This window comes from Vibrio variabilis, from assembly GCF_003263785.1.
Classification (GTDB): domain Bacteria; phylum Pseudomonadota; class Gammaproteobacteria; order Enterobacterales; family Vibrionaceae; genus Vibrio; species Vibrio variabilis.
The window spans coordinates 1-21,283 of sequence record NZ_JYJK01000079.1 but is presented as its reverse complement, the minus strand read 5'-3'; the positions used below and the strand labels follow the sequence as shown (position 1 = coordinate 21,283).

Genomic DNA, 21,283 nt, shown 5'->3' with positions numbered 1-21,283 from the left:
TTCGAATGAAGCCACTGTTCTCCTTATTATTGCTTGCCTTTAGCCATAACTCCCTCGCAACTGAGCTTTGGCCGAGTCAATATGTTTCGGGTCTACAGCCTATAAAGACGCTTGCTGATGTAGAGAGCCTTTCAGAGCTATATGACTGCGGCGAAGTAGAGCGTCAGACATTTTGTGCTTTTGAGCAAAGCTATCGCGGCATTGAGCTTGATGTGGTTATTTCGGTCAGTTCAGACGGAGATGTCACTGCGGTTAACTACTCTTTTCCTTATAGTGTGCATGACTTTACTTATGTTCAAACCGCTTTGCGCAAAGACAGCTATTACTTGGTAGAGGTCAAAATTGGTGATGAAACACTCACTGTCGAAGAATTGATCAATCAGGGCACAGCTCAAACTGCGGATAAGAAACTGGTTGAATTTTTGAACTTACATCCCACTTTTGTGTCCAAACAGTTTACCTGGATCAGGAAAAATGAGATTCAGAATACGTTAGCAACAAAGACGCTATTAATGACCAGTGACGCTGAGCGCATTCATTTGATTTGGAATCGTTAGCTGAGCAAGCGTGTTCAATACAGCAAGCTCATCGATGTTACTCAGAGAGTGTCACACAACGGTCTTACGGTTGTCATTTCACTGTTACATAACAAACGTAACGTGAGATGCGTAAAGTTTAGAAGGAGTTAACCATGAAAAAGATGAGACGTGCACAACTGCATCGTTGTCGTATTCAGTACTGGAAAGAAACGAACCAGAAAGCGACGAGCAAAGATAAAGCATAATCAATACGCCAAGACGTGAAGCCAGCATCCTTAATTATGCTGGTTTTTTCGTTTTTGGGCTTTTTCTTATAGACAGCATTTAAATCTCGCCCTACAATCGCCCCGTTTTGGGGAGTAGTCACCCGTTTATTTGTCGTCATCTCGTTAAGTTATTGCAGGCATAGCAATGAACTTATCCGGCAAATATAAGTGTTTTCATAACGCTTTGACGAGACCAACGCAATCAAAGGCTCAGCACATGCGTGTGCTGGTGTGTTATTGGTTTGCGGAAGGTCGCCTAAAATAGACCCGTCCTTCCGCCCGGAGGACTTATGAGCCCATCTATCTATCTTGGCTTCCTGCTGCTGACTCTTGCGTTAGTCGCATTGGATATCTATCAAACTCGCGGCGGTCAAATTACTATTCGTAAAGCGGCGATTTGGAGCGGTTTTTGGTTTGTACTGGCATTCGTGTTTGCTGCAACCATCTATCTATTTTGGCATGTGTACGCGCCAGACAGCGATTACAGCGCAGAGAAAGCAACAGTATCGTTCTTAACTGGCTATTTGCTTGAAAAATCGCTCAGCGTCGACAACCTCTTTGTGTTCGCTATCATCTTTCATCAATACTCTGTGCCTCAGCATTTGCGTCCGCGTGCACTATTGTGGGGGTGATTGGTGCGTTGGTACTGCGAGCTATCATGATCAGTGTCGGTGCTCAGCTGCTTGCTCAGTTCCACTGGGTGATGTATCTGTTTGCCGCTTTCTTGATTTGGACGGGTATTCAATTGGCGCGTGACCATGGTGATGATGAGATCAATCCACTTCCAGAGCGATTGATTCGAAAACTATTGCCGGTGACGGAATCGTATCAGGGTAATAGCTTGTCAATTATTGAAAATGGCAAACGAGTATTCACACCAATGCTGGTGGTGATTGGCGTGATTGCCTTTATGGATATTTTGTTTGCATTGGATTCAATCCCGGCAATCTTTGCTGTGACTCGTGAGCCGTTTCTAGTGTTGGCGGCAAACGTGTTTGCTCTGCTTGGATTGCGTTCACTCTATTTTGTTCTTGAAGGTATGATGAACCGATTCGTGTACCTCAAACCAGCGCTTTCTTTCATTATGATATTTATTGGTATCAAGATGGCATTGGTGGGTTCGCCTTGGGAAATTCCAACTTGGTTCTCTTTGTGTGTGATTTTATTCACCATGACAGCGGCATCAGTAGCATCGCTGTACAAAGAAAAACAGCAGCTCAAGATGGTTAATAAATAGAGCTAACAATAAATGCGTAAAACCTCCCATTTCTTGGGAGGTTTTTGTTTATCATTTTGCTAACAAATCGAACTTATAGAGCGCTGTATGGAATGTTTATTCACCTAATTGTGTGTTTTGAGTATAAAAATTCAACCAAAAATAAATAGGCGCATAGAGTGGTTGTTAAAGGTTTGTTTTATTAGAAAATCTAATCTGAAAGACCAAATTTTGTCATTTTTTAAACAGCGTTTTTTTGCCTAATATTGTCACCAACAACAACGAGTTACCAAGTTTTAAGAGAGGCAATCATGGCACAAGCAGTGAACATCGAAACCATCGCTATCGCACCCTCTATGGATAAGAAAACCTACGCGGTTAACTTCAAAGGATTGATTGCACACTTACTAGATATTCTGTTCGGTAAAGGTGAAGTTGAAGCAACTTACTACGCGAACGAGCTATCTGGCCACATGCAGCGCGATATCGGCATTAACCGATAAAACAAGCATGATAAAAAGCACCTTTGACAGGTGCTTTTTTTGTATCCGGCGTAAGCAAAACTAAGCGCTGAAGCCACCACGTTGCTGTAGTTGTTTGACCAATGCGACTCGCTCACACTCTAGCGGACTTGGATTTGCTAGCGTTGTGCGGGTAGTCAGGCCATTCTTAGTAGCTGTTGTTACTTTTTTATCAGCGACAGACGCTGAAACAAAAATAGGCGTGGCAACAAAATGTGGACGCTTCATGGTGTCTGATCTCATCTTCTCTACGTTAACTCAACATCATTGTTTCAGGTTGGAATAACAACCACATCCCCCTCAATTTCAATCGGTGGGGCGTAGTGTGTTGGGCGTATCCCTTTGTATCAGGGCGAGCAACGGATGAGTGTTTGGGCTTATATCGACCTTACAAAATGCACGTCAAATCAGATAAAAATGATTCATCGCAACATTCCAGGGGCTTCGATCCGTATTATGAGATGACTTGGGTTCACAACCACTATAAAGGTGAAAATTATGACAGGTCTTATCGACAGGTTTCTCAAATATGTCACGTTCGACACGCAATCTAACCCGTCGCAGGCAACATGCCCGAGCACACCAGGCCAAACTGAGTTTGCTCGGTTTCTGCAACAGGAACTTATTGAATTAGGTCTATCCGATGTCACGCTAGATGCCAATGGTTATATCATGGCGACCTTGCCATCTAACGTAGAGGCCGACATTCCAGCGATTGGTTTTATCGCCCATATGGATACCGCGCCCGATGCATCAGGCAAAGATGTTAAACCTCAGTTGGTAGAGAATTATCAAGGTGGTGATATTGCGCTTGGAAAGGGTGATGTGGTGCTTTCGCCAATTCAATATCCCGATCTTCATGCTCTTCATGGTCACGATATCATTACGACCGATGGCACGACATTGCTGGGTGCCGATAATAAAGCGGGCATTGCAGAGATCATTTCCGCCGTTGAGTTTTTGATGGCAAATCCAGACATACCACATGGTGATATCAAAATAGGTTTCACACCTGATGAAGAAATTGGCCGCGGTGCGGATTTGTTTGATGTCGACAAGTTTGCTGCAAAATGGGCGTACACAGTCGATGGTGGTCCGGTAGGTGAGCTTGAATATGAGAACTTCAATGCAGCGGCGGCGCTAGTCGAGTTCAAGGGCGTCTCAGTCCATCCAGGTACGGCTAAGGGTAAAATGGTTAATGCCATGACTGCAGCAGCGCGATTCCATGCGGATATGCCGCTTGAAGAGACACCAGAGTGCACATCAGGTTATGAAGCTTCTATCATCTACATAATGCACAGATGTCTCTGACGGATTCATCGCTGCACTACATTTTGCGTGATTTTGACAAAGACGAATTGGCACGCAAAAAGGCCTACCTAGAAGATAAGGTAGCCACGTTTAATGCGCAGGGCAGTAAGGTGAGTTTAACCATTACAGATAACTATTCGAACATGCGCGAGATGGTAGAGCCACACCCGCACATTATCGATATTGCTAAGCAGGCTATGGAAAGCTGCGAGGTGAAGCCAAACATCAAGCCAATCCGTGGTGGTACCGATGGCGCTCGTTTGTCATTTATGGGCTTACCTTGTCCAAACCTGTTTACCGGTGGTTATAATTTCCACGGTATTCATGAGTTTATTACGGTTCAAGGCATGGAGTTAGCGGTAAAAGTGATCGTGCAAATTGCGAAAGACACCGCGATTCGTTATCGTTAACACTCATTCTTAATGCAGTAGTAGGCGACCATGGAAGATGTTCAAAAAGTCATCGCGTTTTTAATTGAAAACAAACTGTTATTGAGCGTCCTGGTCATCACACTGATTTTGATAATACGCCGCATCACACTCTCGGGAATTCGAGGGGATGTGGCGTTTTTGTCTGAAGATCAGCGTAAATGGATGTCGCGGACGAAAAACGGCTCGTTCGCGATCATCGTCATTACTTTGTTTCTGGTCTGGAAATCAGAAATCAGTGAGTTCGCTCTGTCGGTGACAGCGATTGCAGTGGCTATTGTCGTTGCCTCAAAAGAGATCATTCTTTGTTTTACCGGTTCAATCCAACGGGCGAGCTCGCGGTCGTTTCGTATCGGTGACTGGATTGAAGTAGGAAAGACCAGCGGCGAAGTGATTGAGCACAATCTAATGGCCACCGTGATACAAGAAATTGACCTGTACCATGGTCAATATCATTTCACAGGAAAAACCATCACACTGCCTAACAGCATGTTTTTCACCTACCCGGTTAAGAACCTCAATTTCATGAAGCGCTACGTCTACCACAGCTTTTCAATTGTAGTTCCTGGCTTCAAAAACCTATTTCCACTGCTCCCTGAGTTGACGGTCAGAATCGAGAAGCACAGTGAAAACTTTATCGATGTTGCTAGGCGCTATAATAGTGTGATTGAAAAGCATGCTGGTGTTGACTTACCGGGCTCTGAACCTCACATCCACATCGCAAGTGGTGCTACCGGTGAGCAGATTGTCCATGTGATGATTTTCTGCCCAACAGAGCTTGCCACCCATCTAGAACAAGAAATTCGCGCGGACTTTATGATGCTGCACGATTTGTCGTTTCCGGAAGAAACTCCAAAAGATTGATATAAATCAACTCGTTATATTTTGAAACACTTTCACCCAAACTATTAATACTTCTCGGACATTCAGCTGACTTGTGATTTGTTAGTCTGCCATGGCTTGTTCCAATCAGAAGAGAATAGGGTGTTTCAATGCCTAGAAAAATACTCGTTGCCAGCGTTATTTCTGCACTATTTTTAGCAGGATGTGGCGAAGCAACACAATCCAACCAAAATGCACCAGCGCCTCTTGTGCAAACTACTGCTGTAGAGGTCGTCCCATATCAACAAAGTAAGTCTTACATTGGACGCATGGATGCGGTTGAAGATACGGCCATTACTGCTCAGGTAACGGGCTACTTGATGGAGCGCCATTTCCAAGAAGGGCAGATCGTCGAAAAAGGTCAAAAGCTATATTCTATCGAGCCATCATCATTTGAAGCTCAAGTTGCGAGTGCAAAAGCCAAAGTGTCTGAAGCGGAAGCGGCACTGAAAAAAGCCGAGCTTGATTTTGAGCGAGGCAAAAATCTTGTTAAATCGAACAACATTTCTCAAGCAGAATTTGATGCGTTGACTGCGACACTCATGAGTGCGCGCGCTCAACTCGAAGCGGGTAACGCTCAGCTTAAAGTGGCTGACGTTAACCTATCTTACACCACTATACGTGCTCCGTTTACCGGTCGAATTTCTGATAGTAAGGTCAGCCAAGGTGATCTTCTTTCTCCATCTTCAGGTGTATTAACGACACTGGTTAGCATGGATCCTATTTACGCGTCATTCAGCATTAGTGAGCGTGAGCGTTTGGCTCTAGGCATGGATACTATTGAAGGTAACGGATCGGATGAATCAAATGGCGTTGCTGTTAACATCATTCTGGAAGATGGCCGAGTGTTCGAAGAGCAAGGCAAAATCGACTTCTTAGGAAACCGAATTAATCTCAACACCGGTACGCTGGCGATGCGTGCTGTCGTTGAGAACCCGCAGCAGCGTTTGCTTCCAGGTCAGCACGTGCGTGTTGAGCTTATGGAAAAAGAAGCGGTCGACGTGGTCACTGTCCCCCGTCGCGCGGTTCAAACCGATCTTGAAGGCGACTTCGTTATGGTCGTAACGGAAGGCAATGTAGCAGAGCGTCGTAATGTTGCTCTAGGTACACAAGTTGAAACTGGCGTCATCATCCAATCAGGATTGAAACCGACTGATGTTGTCATCACTCAAGGCTTACAGCGTGTAAGGAATGGCGTGCCTGTTCGAATCGATGAGTCGAAGCCAGCAGATCAAGGTGCGTAATAGATGCTAAGTCGTTTCTTCATTCAAAGACCAAAGTTTGCTTTGGTCATTTCAATTATACTCACGCTGGCGGGTGCCATCTCTTTGATGGTGCTGCCAGTTGCTGAGTATCCAAAAATCAGTCCGCCATCGGTGAGCGTCACCGCATTCTATACAGGCGCAAGTGCAGAGGTTGTAGAGGAGGCGATAGCCGATCCTATAGAAACCTCGGTGAACGGCGTTGAAGACATGATTTATATGTCTTCAAAGAGTGCTAATGATGGTTCATACAACCTCAATGTGACGTTTGATATCGGTACCGACCCTGACATGGCTCAGGTCAACGTGCAGAACCGCGTGTCACAGATTGAGTCAAAACTGCCACAAGAAGTTCGTATGGTTGGTGTAACGGTGAAAAAACGTTCGCCAGACCTATTGATGGTACTGAACTTCTACTCACCTGATGGTCGTTATGATGACAAGTTCCTGATTAACTACATCAACTTGAACGTTAAGGATCAACTTGCTCGTGTTAAGGGCATCAGTGAAGTTAACGTCATTGGTGGTGGTGAGTATGCGATGCGTGTTTGGCTAGACCCAGACAAGCTAGCCAACCTCAAAATGACGACCTCTGACGTTTATGCTGCATTGGCTGAGCAAAACGTACAGGTTGCTGCGGGTCGTGTAGGTGCTGCGCCATATGCAAACCCACAAGAAGTACAATTCAACCTGGTAACCAAAGGTCGCCTTGAGTCGATTGGTGAGTTTGAGAACGTCGTTCTGCGCGCAAATTCAGATGGCTCAACGGTCTACCTTAAAGATGTCGCTCGCGTAGAGCTTGGTAAGAAGTTCTACGATGGTAGTGGGCAGTTCCGCGGTGAAGATGCTTCTATCGTTGCACTTAACCTTCAATCGGATGCCAACGCGCTAGAAAGTGGCAAAGCGGTGATGGATCTGCTTGAGCGCTTGAGTGTTAACTTCCCTGAGGGTATGGCATACGAAACTAGTTACGATACGACCGTGTTCGTTGCTGAGTCGATTAAAGGGGTAGTTAAGACCCTAATTGAGGCCATCATACTTGTTATCGCGGTAACGTATTTGTTCCTTGGTAGTGCGCGTGCAACGCTTATTCCGGTTGTTGCGATTCCGGTATCGCTTATCGGTACGTTTGCTGTCATGAACATGACGGGCTTTACTGTCAACACGGTAACCCTGTTTGGTATTATCTTGGCGATTGGTATTGTGGTGGATGATGCGATTCTCGTTATCGAGAACGTAGATACCATCATGAAGCGCAACCCAGATATGTCACCAAGAAAAGCAACCCTGATCGCGATGAAAGAGGTGACCGGGCCAATTATTACTTCGACGTTGGTACTGCTCGCTGTATTTATCCCGGTAACGCTGTTACCAGGTATCACCGGCATTATGTATCGTCAGTTTGCTCTGACCATCTGTATTTCGGTTGTGATTTCTTCGATTAACGCACTGACGCTGTCGCCAGCCCTATGTTCGTTGGTTCTGAAGAAAGGTGGCGGCAATACAGCCCGTTGGTTCCAAACATTCAATCGTGCACTCGAGCGTATTACACTGCGCTACGGTCAAGTCGCTGGGTTCCTAGTGAAAAAGGCACTCCTGCTGGTTACTTTCTTTGTGATTGCGGTTGGTGCGGTAAGCTTCCTAGCGAAAAACACTTCTACGGCGTTTGTGCCACAGGAAGATAAAGGTATTTTGCTGGTTAACGTTCAGCTTCCTGATTCAGCGTCTCTGTCTCGTACCACAGAAACAACCGACAAGTTGGTTAACTTGGTTGAACAAGAGCCAGGTATCGATGGAATCACGATAGCGAACGGCTATGCGTTTATGACTGGCGCGGCAGCATCGAATGGTGCTTCGCTATTCATCAAGCTGAAAGACTGGGATACCCGTAATGGTTTTGAAGGAGATCACTCTTCGAATGCTATTGCTGCTCGTATTAACGGTATGGCCGCCCAGCAAATTCCGGGCGCTGTTGTGTTTGCAATGGGGCCTCCGGCAGTTCCTGGTATGGGCGCGGCTTCTGGCTTTGAATTTGTGTTGGAAGATACATTAGGCCGAAGCCGAACGGATCTCGCATTGGTGATGCAGGATGTGATTCAAACTGCGAATCAACAGCCGGAGATCGCTTATACGTTTAGTACTTTCCGTGCTAATGTACCGCACTACTACGTAGACATTGACCGTGAGAAAGCACAGCAGCTAGGTATTCCACTGTCGTCGATTTTCCAAACGCTACAGGGTAACTTAGGCTCTTTGTACGTGAATGACTTCACCATGTTTGGTAAGAACTTCCGCGTAACGATGCAAGCCGATGCTGAATACCGAAGTGGTATGGACGATCTTCAGCTGTTCCATGTTCGTTCTTCTAAAGGTGAGATGATTCCTTTAAGCACGCTAGTGTCTTACGAGCAAGTCTTTGAACCCGACGTTGCGTGGCGATATAACATGTACCGCAGTGCGGTAATCCAAGGTCAACCAGCACCGGGTTACTCAAGTGGTGACGCGATCGCTGCTATGGAGCGCGTAGCGGCGGAAGTTCTGCCAATGGGGTATCAGTACGAGTGGACAGGTATGGCTTACCAAGAAATCTTGGCGGGTAACCAAGCGATTTATGCGTTTGCGCTGGCTCTGATCTTCATCTACCTATTCATGGTTGCTCAGTATGAAAGTTGGGGTATTCCACTTGCCATCATACTCGTGGTTCCGGTGGCGACACTCGGGTCGTTTGTCGCGTTGAATTTAGCGGGCATTCCGTTGAACTTGTACGCTCAGATAGGTCTCGTTCTGCTCATAGCGATGGCGGCGAAGAACGCGATCCTTATCGTGGAATTTGCCAAGATTGAACGTGAGGAAAAAGATGTCCCAGTTGATGATGCCGCTGTACGCGGTGGTATGTTGCGCTTCCGAGCGGTTAACATGACCTCTTGGTCGTTTATCCTGGGCATGATACCACTCATCTTTGCATCGGGAGCGGGTCACATCAGCCAAAACTCGCTGGGTATTTCGCTTGTCGGTGGTCTGTTGTGTGTACTTCTTGCAGGTACGTTCTTGATCCCAGGCTTCTATGCTCTGATCCAGCACCGCCGCGAAAAAATTCACGGTGGTAATACTAAGCTAGTACCGCTGGAAGATGACGAGTAACGACTATCGAGCCATTCATTGATGTTCAAGCCCCTCCACGTGAGGGGCTTTTTGTATGTCTTAAATTGTCACGCTGTCATGACAAATCTCTACATTCCGGGTTTGAACGAGCAAAGGCATTTATTGAAGTTGATGTACGGTTTGCTGGTATGGCTGGTGTATAGTAACCATCTGTTTAGTAAGATTAATTTATGGGTTGTTAGCAGTTTGTAATAAATGTCTCATTAGGAATACACCTACAAGAACATAATAATTCGCGTTTGTAGTATTCTGTAAAATTATGTATCTTTGCGGCCGATTCGGTAGATGTAGTGGATTGGACGATGGTAAATCAAAAACTGTTGATCGTAGAAGACGATGCAAAACTAAATGTAATGCTAGGCGATTACTTTAAGACCCAAGGCTTTGATGTAAAAACAGTTTATGATGGAGGCGAGTCTGTCGATTTGATTGAATCTTTTCAGCCTGACATTACCATTTTAGATCTTATGCTTCCCGGTCAAGATGGCCTATCTATTTGTCGCGATGTTCGTGACAGCTACAACGGAAAAATTCTAATGCTAACAGCAAGTGATGATGACTTTGATCACGTAGCCGCATTGGAAACCGGCGCCGACGATTTTGTCTCTAAGCCTATCAAACCTCGCGTATTATTAGCACGCGTACGAAATCTTCTAAGACGCCCAGCCGAAGACGCGATTGCGATGGAAGCGAACAATATTCAGGTTGGCCGATTAAAGGTGTGTCAAAACAGCCGCAGTTGCCGACTCGGTGAGTGTGACGTTTCCTTAACGGACAGCGAGTTCGATTTACTCTGGTTACTCGCGAAATCAGCGGGTGAGGTGTTATCTCGTGACTATCTCACCAGACAGCTTCGTGGTATCGACTATGACGGCATCGACCGTACAATCGACAACCGCATTGTTACCCTTCGCAAAAAGCTATTTGATGATGCGACCAACCCAAAAGGTATTATCACGGTGCGTGGCAAAGGCTACCTGTTCGTTACTGATGGCTGGAAAGCATAGGACTGACGGGTTTGTGGAGACTATTTCTTGAATGCCTAATTGGCGTAATACTGCTCTTTACCGCAAGTATTTACGGCTACGAGTATGTAATTTACGGCAAAACCGACCCTGATTTGGTTGATGCCAATCTCAGGGTAGAAGCGTTTCGCGACATCATGAATCACGTTGCGACCAACGAAAGTGATGAGCAGGCGATTGAGTTGCTCGAATCATTTGCTGAGAAAACGCACCGCTTGCTAGACTCTCACACACCTTCCGAACTGCCGGAAGAGGTGGCTAGCCACTTTGAAGAACAACCAGAAGTCCATTTCCTGCTCGATGACAACGATCACCTGTGGCTCAAGTTTGACAACAACGCCAATTACTTTCACCTGACTGACGACCCAGATTCTGAGCTCATTAAAGCGATTGAATTTGCCAATCAAGTAGTTTGGTTGTTCTTTTTCGCAGGCTTCGTCGCCTTTAGTTTTTTGTTGATTTGGTTCCTAAGCCGTCGCTTGCGCGTGCTGGAAAAAACGGCCAATGAATTTGCGAGTGGTAACCTTGAGGCAAGAGCATCTGAAGGGCAGTGGGTTCGCCTCGGTAAGCTCAATAAATCTTTCAATCACATGGCAACGAAAATCGCCAATCTTATGGTAAGCAACAAAGCACTAACGAATGCCGTTGCTCATGAGTTGCGTACACCGATTTTCCGCATTCAATGGCAAAGCGAAGTGTTGATGGAACAGCTGAGTGATCCGCAAGCCAAGCAGCAGTTGGCCAGTATTATTGAAGATACGGAAGAGATGGAACATCTTGTGGATGAGTTGCTCTACTATGCACGAGTAGAGCGCCCAGATGCCGCTATTGAGCTAGAGCAAATTGATATTGCAGCCTGGCTAAAAGAGCATCATGTGAAATGGCAGACGCACATTGGGCATACGTTCGACTTACAAGTAGCCAGTGACAGCGTCAATGTGAACATAGATCGTTTCTTGTTATGCCGAGCCTTAGTGAACTTGATCAGTAACGCAAAACGCTACACTCAGCAGCGTATTGTCGTTAAGTTGGTGGAAGACGATGACCATATTGCCATTGAAGTGCACGATGATGGCATTGGTGTTGACCCAGAACATTGGGATCGTTTGTTTGATCCATTTTACCGTGTCGATAAGTCCCGAGACCGTGCATCTGGTGGCTATGGTTTAGGACTCGCCATTGTTAAGCACATCATGTTACGCCATGGCGGCAGTGTCGAAGTTAGCCACAGCGAACTTGGCGGGGCTTGTTTTACTTTGGTGTTACCTCACTTCTCTCAGTCTTAATCTCCTTTTTGTTAGTTTGTCGCCGCTTCGTCTGCTTGATTGCAGACGAGCGTTGGCGTCCAGTGATATACTTCGCGCTATGGATTGGACATAACAAACTGAACTGAATGAAATTTATCCACACTTCTGATTGGCACCTCGGCCGGCAATTTCACAATGTGTCTCTGCTGGAAGACCAGCAGCACGTTCTTGAGCAAATCACTCACTACCTTTCTGAGAATGACATCGATGTCTTGTTGATTGCAGGTGATGTTTACGATCGCTCTGTGCCGCCAACGGCTGCCATTGAAGTGCTCGATGAGTTTTTAAATCATGTGATTCAACAGCTTGGTATTCCTGTGATTATGATCTCGGGAAACCACGATGGCGCAAAACGCCTAGGTTTTGGTTCACGGCAGTTTGGACAAGCTGGATTGCACATCATCAGTTCGTTGGAGCAGATCACCACGCCCATTGAGATTTCCGACAAAAACGGCGAATCGGTGTTGTTTTATGGCCTTCCTTACACCGATCCTGAGCAGGTAAGGCATCACTATAAAGTCTCGGTGAGCAATCATGATGAGGCACATCAGCATCTAGCACAGCAATTGAATGAAGTTGTCGATCCAAGTAAGCGTAATGTCCTACTTAGCCACTGCTTTATCGATGGCGCGCAAACCTGTGAATCTGAACGCACTCTTTCTATAGGAGGGGCTGATCGCGTCAGCTATGAGCATTTCCAGCAGTTTAATTACGTAGCTTTGGGACATCTTCACCAAGCGCAAAAGCGCGGCGCGGAACATATTCGCTACTCTGGTTCTATCATGAAGTATTCGTTTTCGGAGCAGCACCACAACAAAGGGATGACGCTGGTGGAGTTCACATCGGATACAAACGAGCCTGTCATTACCACTGTACCGCTCACAGCGCCTCATGATATGCGAATCATCGAAGGTGACTTGGCGGACTTAATAGAGCAAGGCAAAACCGATCCCAAAGCCGATGATTACTTGCTCGTTCGTCTAACCGACAAACACGCGATACTCGATCCTATGGCGAAGCTTCGTGAGGTGTACCCAAACGTATTGCACCTAGAAAAACCGGGCATGTTAATTGGTGTTGAAACCGAAATGGGACAGGCGAGATTAGGACGCTCGGAACTTGATATGTTCCAAGATTTCTTTTTGGAAGTGCAGGGTGATGAGATGACAGAGAGCCAAACCGAGATGATTGCGAATGTGCTAAACACTCTTCAGACAGCGAAACAGGAGCAGTAATTCGATGAAACCGTTAACGCTGACTCTCCAAGCTTTTGGCCCTTTTTCGGGTGTTGAACATATCGATTTTCGCACGCTCGGTGACTCGCCGCTATTTTTGATCAACGGCCCAACTGGATCAGGAAAGAGCTCTATCTTAGATGCCATCTGTTACGCGCTCTACGGCGAAACGACAGGCAGTGAGCGTACTGGCGATCAGATGCGTTGCGACTACGCTGATGCGAAGCTTTTAACCAGCATCACGTTTGAGTTTGAATTAGCCGGGGCTCGTTACCAAATCACACGCAGTCCAGATCAGGAAGTGCCCAAGCAGCGCGGTGAAGGGATGACGAAAAAGTCCCATTCAGCACAGCTGATTAACCTCGATAACGACCAGCTCATTGCCAACAAACCTAAACCCGTGGCTACCGCCATCCAGGAGTTGATGGGGCTAGATGTGAAGCAGTTTCGTCAGGTTATGGTTATCCCACAAGGTAAGTTTCGCGAGCTACTAACGGCAAGCTCGAAAGAGCGTGAAGCGATTTTCGGCCAACTGTTCCAAACTCAAATTTACACCACGATTGAGCGAGTGCTATTTGATCGAGCTGCGGGCATTCGAAAGGCGAAAGAAGAGTTCGATAACCAAATCAAAGGCGCGTTGGACGTCGCAGCGGTGGAGTCGGAGTCACAACTTTCACAAGCGCTCATTGAGTTAGCACCGGAGTTAGAACAAGCACAAAGCGACCTGAATAAAGCGGAAAGTCAAAGAAGCAAAGTGCAGCAAGAGCTAGACAATGCACTAGAACTAAGCAAAAAGTTCTCGGCCAAAGCAGAGCTTGAGCAAGCGCAACTAAAACACCAACAAAGAAGTGAAGCTATTGAGTTTGCGAAGGCCGAGCTCAATGCTCACAAGGCAGCGGCTGCTATTCAGTCGGAGTATGAGAGCCAGCTACGTTTGACCAAAGAGTCCGCTACATTGGCAGAGCGTTTGCAAACTGGGCAAGGCAAAATTGCCGCTGCGAAACAAAATCAGCTTCAAGCTCAGGCAGCCTATGATGAGGCGAAAAAAGCGAGTGATAATGCTGAGCCGTTAAAACAAGAGCGTTTTGAGTTAAACGCCCTAACTGAGCGCCTAAAAGAGCTCGACAGTAAGAAAGTTGAGTTACAACAGGCAGATCAGAAGCTCAGTAGTATGAGTGCATCTCAATCTGCACTTACTGAACAGATCAAAGCGATGACCCAACAAGAAGAGTCGCTGCATGCTGCTTTCATCGATGCGGAAAAACAGAAGTCGCAACTTAGCGAACTCACTTTGTCATTGGATCTTGAAACCAAGAAACAGCAAGCACTACAGGCAATGACTCAGATAGATGCGCAGCTTGAAAGTAAGCATAAACAGCGAACTGAGCTAACCAACACCATTGCCTCAAAAGAACTTGTCGCAAGCAAGGCGCGCCACACGCGTGCTGAAGCAGAAATTGCTTTGGCACAGCGGGCAAGCGGCTTTACTTGCAGCTTCCTTAGAACAAGATGCACCTTGTCCGGTGTGTGGCAGCGTTGAGCATCCGAATGTGGCTACTTTCTCTGGTGAAGCGGTGACACTTGAGCAGGTCAATCAGTTAAGAGAGATAGAAACCAACGCGAAAGATGAACTTACCCGTTGTCAACAGTTATTCGCTGAGTTGGAAAGTCAAATCGCTACACTCATTGCGCGCAAGCAAGAGTGGATGGACTCTTTGAGTGTCGTTCAACAGCAGGATCTTGGTCAGTTTGCTCAAGATGTGCAGCAGACGATTGAGGATCTATCTGCGCGCATTGCCAACCTGAAAGCGCTGAACATTGAGTTATTGCAGACGCAATACCAACAAGCGGCGGCAAAGCGTGTTGAGCTGTCTCAGCAGTTCGAGCAAACAACCATTCAAATGAATGAGTTCACGAACCACGTCCAGCAACTGCGTGGTGTCGTTAGCTCGCTAGAATCTGGCAACAATACGGGTTATGCGACAGCACAAGCGGTACTAGAGCGTCAGCAAGCTATTGAAACACAACTTGCTCAATTCGCCGCGTCGTTAGAGCAGGCAGCGCAAGCACTGAAGCTGGCGAGTGAAACGCTTGCGAAATTTGAATCTCATCTTGAGACGTTACAAAAACAGTTTGAAGAATTAGAGCTAGCTCGTGAGAGCGCGTCATCAGCATGGAAGGTGGCACTAGACAACAGTGTATTTGAATCAGAGCAACAGTTCTTGAATGCGAGACTTAGCTCAGAAAGAGCCGAGCAAATAGCGCAGCAAATTGAACATCATCAGCATGAGGCATTCGACTATCAGAGCAACTGAATCTACTGACAGCACAGCTTAGCGAACAATCAATGCCCGCGATAGAACAAATCACCGAGAATAAACAGCAAGCCGATGTGGCATACCAAAGTGTGCTCAAGCAGTATCAAGTTTATCAGTCACAGCAAAACAGCTTACAGCAAGTGCGTAAACGCATTGAAACCCTTAGAGCGCAAAATGAAGAGCTCGACAAACAGTATCAAGTGGTGGGTACTCTGAGTGACGTTGCCAATGGACGAACCGGCAATAAAATCAGTCTTCACCGTTTTGTTCTTGGTGTTTTGCTTGATGATGTTCTGATCCAAGCGTCGCAACGACTAAGACTAATGAGTAAAGGGCGTTACGATCTGAAACGCAAAGAGTCGCGTTCTAAAGGTAATGCGGGCTCTGGCCTTGACCTGATTGTCGAAGATGCCTATACCGGCAAATGGCGCGACGTAGCTACGCTCTCTGGCGGTGAGTCCTTCATGGCCGCATTGTCACTTGCGCTCGGCCTGTCTGACGTTGTGCAGTCCTACAGCGGTGGTATAAGGTTGATACTCTGTTTATTGACGAAGGCTTCGGTAGCCTCGACCCCGAATCTCTTGACCTAGCGGTACAAACGCTGGTTGAGCTACAACAATCAGGCCGTACAATTGGGATCATTTCCCACGTGTCTGAGTTAAAAGAACAAATGCCGCTCCGACTCGATGTACATGCATCTCGCGTCGGCAGTACGGTTAGTTTGGTCAACTAGGAGAAACCACATAATGCGCGACCAAATCACTTTTTTTGAACGCTTCGAAGCCGATATCATGGCGAGTAAAAAGACCATCACGATTCGCGATAAATCAGAGATTGATTTCGAACTCGGCCGCACCATTCCAGTCGCCACATTCGAAGATGGACGAGTATTCGGTAATTTGAACATTCGCTCCATTACACCTATTTCATTCGATGACATCAACGCCACTCACGCTGAGCAAGAGAACATGACCATCCCGCAGTTACGTGAGGTAATTAGTGAGATTTATCCGGGGGAGGATGAGTTGTATGTGATTGAGTTTGTGGTGGTTTAACACTACAAAGATAAACTCCCCGCTAGTGTAACGCCGCGGGGAGCTTGATATAGGTTTGAGTATTCCGACTTAAACGTCGAATTATTATTAACCAAATAGCAATTTACTCAAACAACAACCTCTGACACGCCAACAGCGATTTAGGCAGTGATACTTTCAGTTCCCACGATCTTGGGATGTCTTGTTCCGTTCCTTGATAACACGCCGCTAGTGTCGCACCGAGCAGTATCGCGCGGCCGCAGTTGTCTCCACCACACAGTATATTTTCGCGAATGCTGGCTTCGTAGCTAGTGGCATTCAGTAGCAAATGAACAGTCACTGGAAATGAGGCTTCTAAGCCGCAGTGCATGCCTAGCTCTGTAGCCACTTCGCTAGAGGGTTTTAAAATCCGCTCTTCGGCGAGTTTAATCGCTTCGTCTGTTAGATCAGAAAGGCCCTTAGCACTATGTACACACTCTATTGGCGTTTTACCTGATAAAGCGGCTTTCAAAATGGCCGCAGAGGCGAGGGCATAAGCAACGGCTGCATCATTATTGTTGGTGACGCGCACCGCTGACTCAACAAGTTGGTTCAAGTTTTTATCATTATGATGAACGGCTAACAGTGGTGGCAGCTTGGAAATCGCTGGGTTTTGTGTATCGTCTGCTCCCAGATTCGACAATGGCTTCTCTTCCGCTTCAAGCGCGTGAGCATTAAGCAGAGTAAGTTTGGTCGGCTTATCTATGTAGCCACGCCATTTGCCCCCATATCAAACCATTCTCGAAAAGCTTGAATGTATTGTGCTTCGTCGTATTGCCCATGCATTGCGATCGCATCCAGCATCGCTATCATTTGAGCCCCGTATTGTGAATAGTCACCGGGCTTTTTACCTTCGTGGGCGTAATAGCCTTTATCTATGTAGTCTTTAGCGTTTGGGGCATGGAACTCTGGAGTGCCATTGGAAAGGGTTTTGATGGCGACTTGGTCATATAACCAATGAAAGCCATAGAGGCAGCATCAGCAACTAGGGCGCCAATCACGGAATTTAATGCTCGATTATTTTCACTATTCATCTCGTGTCCATACATCACAGAAGTCATCCTTGAGTCTGTTATTGTAGGCGCTTTGGGGTAGACTTTTTTGGGGCTAACGCAAATTTCTGCGTTTAGGCCTCAGTGTTTGCATAAGGCTATTGGCCTTACAAGATGCATTCAGTACGGAACTTATGTGAAAGGAATAGCGATGAAAGACGAGACTTTATCAATACATCACGGTTACGAAACGGATCCAACCACCAAATCGGTAGCAACACCCATCTATCAGACTGTGGCGTATGAGTTTGATAGTGCCCAGCATGGTGCTGACCTCTTTAACCTTGAAGTTCCGGGCAATATCTACACCCGTATCATGAACCCGACCAACGACGTACTTGAACAAAGGATGGCGGCTCTAGAAGGCGGTATTGCGGGGCTTGTCGTGAGCGCGGGTAGTGCGGCCATCAACTACGCGATTTTGACGCTGGCAGAGGCGGGAGACAATATTGTATCGACGCCTCAGCTCTATGGCGGAACCTACACTTTGTTTGCACACATGCTGCCAAAGCAGGGTATACAGGTGAAGTTTGCGAAAGATGACAGTCCTGAGTCGATAGCAGAGCTGATTGATGAAAATACCAAAGCGGTCTATTGCGAATCGATTGGCAACCCAGCGGGTAACATCGTCGATATTGAGGGGATCTCGACACTGGCACATCAGGCAGGTGTGCCAGTTATTGTTGATAATACGGTTGCGACGCCTGTATTGTGCAAACCGATAGAGTTTGGCGCGGATATCGTTGTTCACTCGTTAACCAAGTATGTTGGTGGCCATGGCACCTCCTTGGGAGGCATCATTGTTGATTCTGGTAAATTCCCTTGGGATAAGCATAAAGATCGTTTCCCAGTGTTCAATCAGCCTGAACCTTCGTATCACGGTGTCGTTTACACTGAAGCATTTGGACCAGCCGCATTCATAGGTCGTGCACGAACGGTGCCGCTTCGTAACACCGGCTCTGCTTTGTCACCGATGAATGCGTTTATGCTACTTCAGGGTTTAGAGACCTTATCGCTTCGAATGGAGCGCCACACAGAAAATGCCATCAAGGTCGCCGAGTTTTTGCAAAACCACGAGAAGGTGAGTTGGATATCTTACGCTGGTTTAGAAAGCTCGCCACACTATGAATTGGCAGCAAAGTACATGAAGGGGAAACCTTCTGCAATACTGTCATTTGGTCTGAAAGATGGCTACGAAGCGGGCGTTCGTTTCTATGATGCCTTGGCAATCTTCAAACGTTTGGTCAACATAGGGGATGCTAAATCCCTTGCTTGCCATCCTGCGTCCACGACTCACCGTCAAATGAGTGAAACTGAGCAGCGTGAAGCTGGAGTGAGACCTGAGATGATCCGTTTGTCTGTGGGCATTGAGCATATCGATGACCTCTTGGCCGACCTTGAGCAAGCTTTGAAAGCGTAAGCTCGAGAAATAAAAAATCGGGCCTTGAATTTGGCCCGATTGTTGTTTATGTCTTGCCTGTGCTTACTGCGTTTGTTCAACCATTTCTTCAACAGTGTACTCAAACTCTGGAACCGTGATTTCGACACGACGGTTTTGTGCACGGCCTTCTTTCGTTGAGTTATCGGCAACTGGATCTGCTTCACCCATACCGCTTACAGACATTCTCGAACGGTCGATACCCTGAGATTCTAGGTAAGCTGCAATAGACTCCGCACGCTCTTCAGAAATGCGTTGGTTGACTTCTTCAGGGCCTGAAGAATCGGTATAACCAACAATGTTAACCGTTGCTTCTGGGTGCTCATTCATCAGTGCGATGAGAGGATCAAAGTCAGACTTCTTACTCTCTTCTAGCTCTGTGCTATTGAAGGCGAACGTTTCTTGGCCTTGAACTTGCTCGAAGGTCTTGGTCAAAATGACCGCTTCAACAACAGGTGGTTGCTCTTCGACTGGAGCTTGTGTTGCCGCTGCTGCTGCCGCCGCTGCGGCCGCCGCATTGCCAAATGAGTAAGATACGCCTAACCAGAAGGTATCGACATCTGTGTCAAACCAACCATCTTTGACACCATTGATACGTTGATATTCCAGGCGTCCAGACCACGCCGTAGCGAAGTCATATTCAACACCCACGCCTCCCATAAGTGCGGTTTTCTTACGATCGCCATAAACGGTGTATGCACCACCGATCTTACCAAATACAGCCCAGTCATCGGTAAATGGATAAGAGAACTTAGGTGCCAAAGTGAATGCACTCATGTTTGCATCTTGGCGATAACCCGTAGAACCTTCGACGAACGAAGTTTCGTAGCTACCTAGCCAGTCATAAGCAAACTCAAGTGCGATATAGTCGTTCCAATCGTATCCGCCAAAGAAACCTGCACTAAAACCACTATCTGTACAAGGTGCTCCGGAGATGTTACAAGCGTCGGAGAGTTGCGAACCCCCTAAACGAGCGCCTATATATGTTCCTTCGTCGGCGAAGACGGGCGCTGCTGCCGTCATTGCGCCTATTATTGATGCTGCTACCACTGTTTTTCTCATAATGACGTCCTTTTTATCGTTAACGATGCGATCAGATACATCATCAATAAAAATAGGTTAGCTTTTGTGCATTTTCAAAAATAAACAAATAAGTTTCATATTGTTGCAGGCTAAATCGCGTTTATAGACCGTTTTGGCCTGCTATTTGATAGAAACCGCTGAATTTTTATCGTAGGAGAGGGGTTTATAGCGACGCAGTATGGGATCGATGATTGATATCAGCCATTGTATCTTATGCTCATTCTTACGAGAGGCTTTAGTGAGTATCGCTAAGTCAAGTTGTACTGGCGCTTTTTCTGCGACTTCTGTGGTTTGATAACGGAGCGTGTAGCAGTCATCGAGCAGTTGTGTCATCAATGCATGGTTATCGACGAAAATCGTTGCTTCGGCGTCACTTTTAAGCAGTTTGTAGAGGTCGATATGCTCATTCAAATCGGCAATAAGGTACTTAACATACTCACCTTGCTTATTGCCAAACAACTTGCCTGTACCGGTATGAATGTACTTTTGGTAGATAGATTGTGGTTTATCTGTCAATGCATGCACCGCAAGATCGACTTCTTCAGTTAGAAGCAAAGACTCAGAGAGTTTGGTCCATTGTCTGATCTCTATGGGGGCTTTGGTCTGCTTGCGAATAGCTTGGATGATTTCTTTGCCGCAGGAGATGAGATAAGGCTCAATTAAATGCAGTGTAATTTTGTCAATTGATGACGGAGAAAAATGATCCGGAGCAAGCGCTTCGCTTATCTGATTGAGGGCGTGTTTTATTTTGGGTTCTATGGTAATCGCATAACTGGTTGGAGTAAGGCCTTGGGCATTACGAATAAAAAGCGGGTCGTCGAGCTCGTCTCTCAGCTGTGCTAGAACTTTGGAGACGTATGATTGAGAACGACCCAACGCCAATCCGGCTTTGGAGGTAGAACCCGTCTCCATTATGGTTAGGAAGACGCGTAGGGCATTGAGATCGTTCATATCGGTTCACACCAGTGAGATTTGGACATAGCTAAAACGTAAACGAAATAGGCTGATTTCTCAATGCCTTGTGTCTATAAAGTGGGTTTACTACTAGTTAAGAACAACGTAACCACGGTTTGTCATACAGTTTTTGACAACAGTTTGCTGATCTTGCTTGTACTGCTCGGCATTTTCTCGGTTTGCTCGGCCTCGGCCTAAAAACGCCCGCAGC

The 21,283-nt window shown here is 46.5% G+C and carries 16 protein-coding genes and 4 pseudogenes; 15 read left to right on the top strand and 5 right to left on the bottom strand.

Going from position 1 to position 21,283, the window contains the following annotated elements; translation table 11 throughout:
* Positions 1-5: 5 nt before the first annotated feature.
* The 3 genes and pseudogenes from TZ48_RS13565 (at position 6) to TZ48_RS13555 (ending at position 2,524) form a co-directional block, all read left to right on the top strand.
* On the top strand, positions 6-557 hold the full coding sequence (locus TZ48_RS13565) for a hypothetical protein (RefSeq protein WP_112479549.1): 552 nt from the start codon (positions 6-8) through the stop codon (positions 555-557).
* A gap of 538 nt (positions 558-1,095) precedes the next feature.
* Positions 1,096-2,042, top strand: a pseudogene (locus tag TZ48_RS13560) (TerC/Alx family metal homeostasis membrane protein).
* Between the two features lie 290 nt (positions 2,043-2,332).
* Positions 2,333-2,524: a hypothetical protein gene (locus TZ48_RS13555; protein ID WP_112479548.1), complete on the top strand. Its 192-nt coding sequence runs from the start codon at positions 2,333-2,335 to the stop codon at positions 2,522-2,524.
* 60 nt (positions 2,525-2,584) lie between these two features.
* On the opposite strand, the gene TZ48_RS13550 is transcribed toward TZ48_RS13555, so the two are convergent.
* A complete protein-coding gene (locus TZ48_RS13550) occupies positions 2,585-2,770 on the bottom strand; it encodes a hypothetical protein (protein WP_112479547.1) in 186 nt (61 codons plus the stop codon).
* 270 nt (positions 2,771-3,040) lie between these two features.
* Between TZ48_RS13550 and pepT the strand changes: the two are divergent.
* From pepT to yqfB, 11 genes and pseudogenes are all read left to right on the top strand, one after another.
* Positions 3,041-4,263, top strand: a pseudogene (gene pepT / locus TZ48_RS13545) (peptidase T).
* Positions 4,264-4,293: 30 nt separating this feature from the next.
* A complete protein-coding gene (locus TZ48_RS13540; protein ID WP_112479546.1) occupies positions 4,294-5,145 on the top strand; it encodes a mechanosensitive ion channel family protein in 852 nt (283 codons plus the stop codon).
* Positions 5,146-5,273: 128 nt separating this feature from the next.
* Positions 5,274-6,407: an efflux RND transporter periplasmic adaptor subunit gene (locus TZ48_RS13535; RefSeq protein WP_112479545.1), complete on the top strand. Its 1,134-nt coding sequence runs from the start codon at positions 5,274-5,276 to the stop codon at positions 6,405-6,407.
* 3 nt (positions 6,408-6,410) lie between these two features.
* Positions 6,411-9,566, top strand: coding sequence for an efflux RND transporter permease subunit (locus TZ48_RS13530; protein WP_112479544.1), 3,156 nt, complete (start codon positions 6,411-6,413; stop codon positions 9,564-9,566).
* A gap of 323 nt (positions 9,567-9,889) precedes the next feature.
* Positions 9,890-10,594 (top strand): response regulator, encoded by a 705-nt coding sequence (locus tag TZ48_RS13525; protein ID WP_112462581.1) that lies wholly within the window; start codon positions 9,890-9,892, stop codon positions 10,592-10,594.
* 11 nt (positions 10,595-10,605) lie between these two features.
* Positions 10,606-11,898, top strand: coding sequence for an ATP-binding protein (locus TZ48_RS13520; RefSeq protein ID WP_112479543.1), 1,293 nt, complete (start codon positions 10,606-10,608; stop codon positions 11,896-11,898).
* A gap of 107 nt (positions 11,899-12,005) precedes the next feature.
* Positions 12,006-13,154, top strand: coding sequence for an exonuclease SbcCD subunit D (locus TZ48_RS13515; protein WP_112479542.1), 1,149 nt, complete (start codon positions 12,006-12,008; stop codon positions 13,152-13,154).
* Positions 13,155-13,158: 4 nt separating this feature from the next.
* Positions 13,159-13,948 (top strand): annotated as a pseudogene (locus TZ48_RS26355) (AAA family ATPase); the annotation flags it as partial.
* A 648-nt stretch (positions 13,949-14,596) separates the two neighbouring features.
* The gene (locus TZ48_RS25150) at positions 14,597-15,469 is read left to right on the top strand and encodes a coiled-coil domain-containing protein (RefSeq protein ID WP_239670864.1); all 873 of its coding nucleotides are present in this window, start codon (positions 14,597-14,599) and stop codon (positions 15,467-15,469) included.
* Between the two features lie 191 nt (positions 15,470-15,660).
* Positions 15,661-16,205 (top strand): annotated as a pseudogene (locus TZ48_RS25145) (SbcC/MukB-like Walker B domain-containing protein); the annotation flags it as partial.
* A gap of 13 nt (positions 16,206-16,218) precedes the next feature.
* Entirely contained in the window at positions 16,219-16,527 is a 309-nt protein-coding gene (gene yqfB / locus TZ48_RS13505) for a N(4)-acetylcytidine aminohydrolase (RefSeq protein WP_112479541.1), read from the top strand.
* A gap of 103 nt (positions 16,528-16,630) precedes the next feature.
* On the opposite strand, the gene TZ48_RS13500 is transcribed toward yqfB, so the two are convergent.
* On the bottom strand, positions 16,631-17,227 hold the full coding sequence (locus TZ48_RS13500) for an ADP-ribosylglycohydrolase family protein (protein ID WP_275426442.1): 597 nt from the start codon (positions 17,225-17,227) through the stop codon (positions 16,631-16,633).
* 20 nt (positions 17,228-17,247) lie between these two features.
* On the bottom strand, positions 17,248-17,424 hold the full coding sequence (locus TZ48_RS25870) for an ADP-ribosylglycohydrolase family protein (RefSeq protein ID WP_338062276.1): 177 nt from the start codon (positions 17,422-17,424) through the stop codon (positions 17,248-17,250).
* A gap of 324 nt (positions 17,425-17,748) precedes the next feature.
* Between TZ48_RS25870 and TZ48_RS13495 the strand changes: the two genes are divergently transcribed.
* Positions 17,749-19,017: an O-acetylhomoserine aminocarboxypropyltransferase/cysteine synthase family protein gene (locus TZ48_RS13495; protein WP_112479540.1), complete on the top strand. Its 1,269-nt coding sequence runs from the start codon at positions 17,749-17,751 to the stop codon at positions 19,015-19,017.
* A 63-nt stretch (positions 19,018-19,080) separates the two neighbouring features.
* On the opposite strand, the gene TZ48_RS13490 is transcribed toward TZ48_RS13495, so the two are convergent.
* Together TZ48_RS13490 and TZ48_RS13485 are read right to left on the bottom strand one after the other, a co-directional pair.
* A complete protein-coding gene (locus TZ48_RS13490; protein ID WP_112479539.1) occupies positions 19,081-20,097 on the bottom strand; it encodes an OmpA family protein in 1,017 nt (338 codons plus the stop codon).
* A 141-nt stretch (positions 20,098-20,238) separates the two neighbouring features.
* Complete coding sequence (locus tag TZ48_RS13485; RefSeq protein WP_112479538.1) at positions 20,239-21,069, bottom strand: LysR family transcriptional regulator; 831 nt, start codon at positions 21,067-21,069, stop codon at positions 20,239-20,241.
* Positions 21,070-21,283 lie beyond the last annotated feature (214 nt).

What these genes read in the sequence shown, in the direction of transcription:
- TZ48_RS13535 (WP_112479545.1), top strand. Translation starts at nt 5,274, where the DNA reads ATGCCTAGAAAAATACTCGTTGCCAGCGTTATTTCTGCACTATTTTTA.
- TZ48_RS13565 (WP_112479549.1), top strand. Translation starts at nt 6, where the DNA reads ATGAAGCCACTGTTCTCCTTATTATTGCTTGCCTTTAGCCATAACTCC.
- TZ48_RS13555 (WP_112479548.1), top strand. Translation starts at nt 2,333, where the DNA reads ATGGCACAAGCAGTGAACATCGAAACCATCGCTATCGCACCCTCTATG.
- TZ48_RS13550 (WP_112479547.1), bottom strand. Translation starts at nt 2,770, where the DNA reads ATGAAGCGTCCACATTTTGTTGCCACGCCTATTTTTGTTTCAGCGTCT.
- TZ48_RS13525 (WP_112462581.1), top strand. Translation starts at nt 9,890, where the DNA reads ATGGTAAATCAAAAACTGTTGATCGTAGAAGACGATGCAAAACTAAAT.
- TZ48_RS13485 (WP_112479538.1), bottom strand. Translation starts at nt 21,069, where the DNA reads ATGAACGATCTCAATGCCCTACGCGTCTTCCTAACCATAATGGAGACG.
- TZ48_RS13530 (WP_112479544.1), top strand. Translation starts at nt 6,411, where the DNA reads ATGCTAAGTCGTTTCTTCATTCAAAGACCAAAGTTTGCTTTGGTCATT.
- TZ48_RS13515 (WP_112479542.1), top strand. Translation starts at nt 12,006, where the DNA reads ATGAAATTTATCCACACTTCTGATTGGCACCTCGGCCGGCAATTTCAC.
- TZ48_RS13540 (WP_112479546.1), top strand. Translation starts at nt 4,294, where the DNA reads ATGGAAGATGTTCAAAAAGTCATCGCGTTTTTAATTGAAAACAAACTG.
- TZ48_RS13490 (WP_112479539.1), bottom strand. Translation starts at nt 20,097, where the DNA reads ATGAGAAAAACAGTGGTAGCAGCATCAATAATAGGCGCAATGACGGCA.
- yqfB (WP_112479541.1), top strand. Translation starts at nt 16,219, where the DNA reads ATGCGCGACCAAATCACTTTTTTTGAACGCTTCGAAGCCGATATCATG.
- TZ48_RS13495 (WP_112479540.1), top strand. Translation starts at nt 17,749, where the DNA reads ATGAAAGACGAGACTTTATCAATACATCACGGTTACGAAACGGATCCA.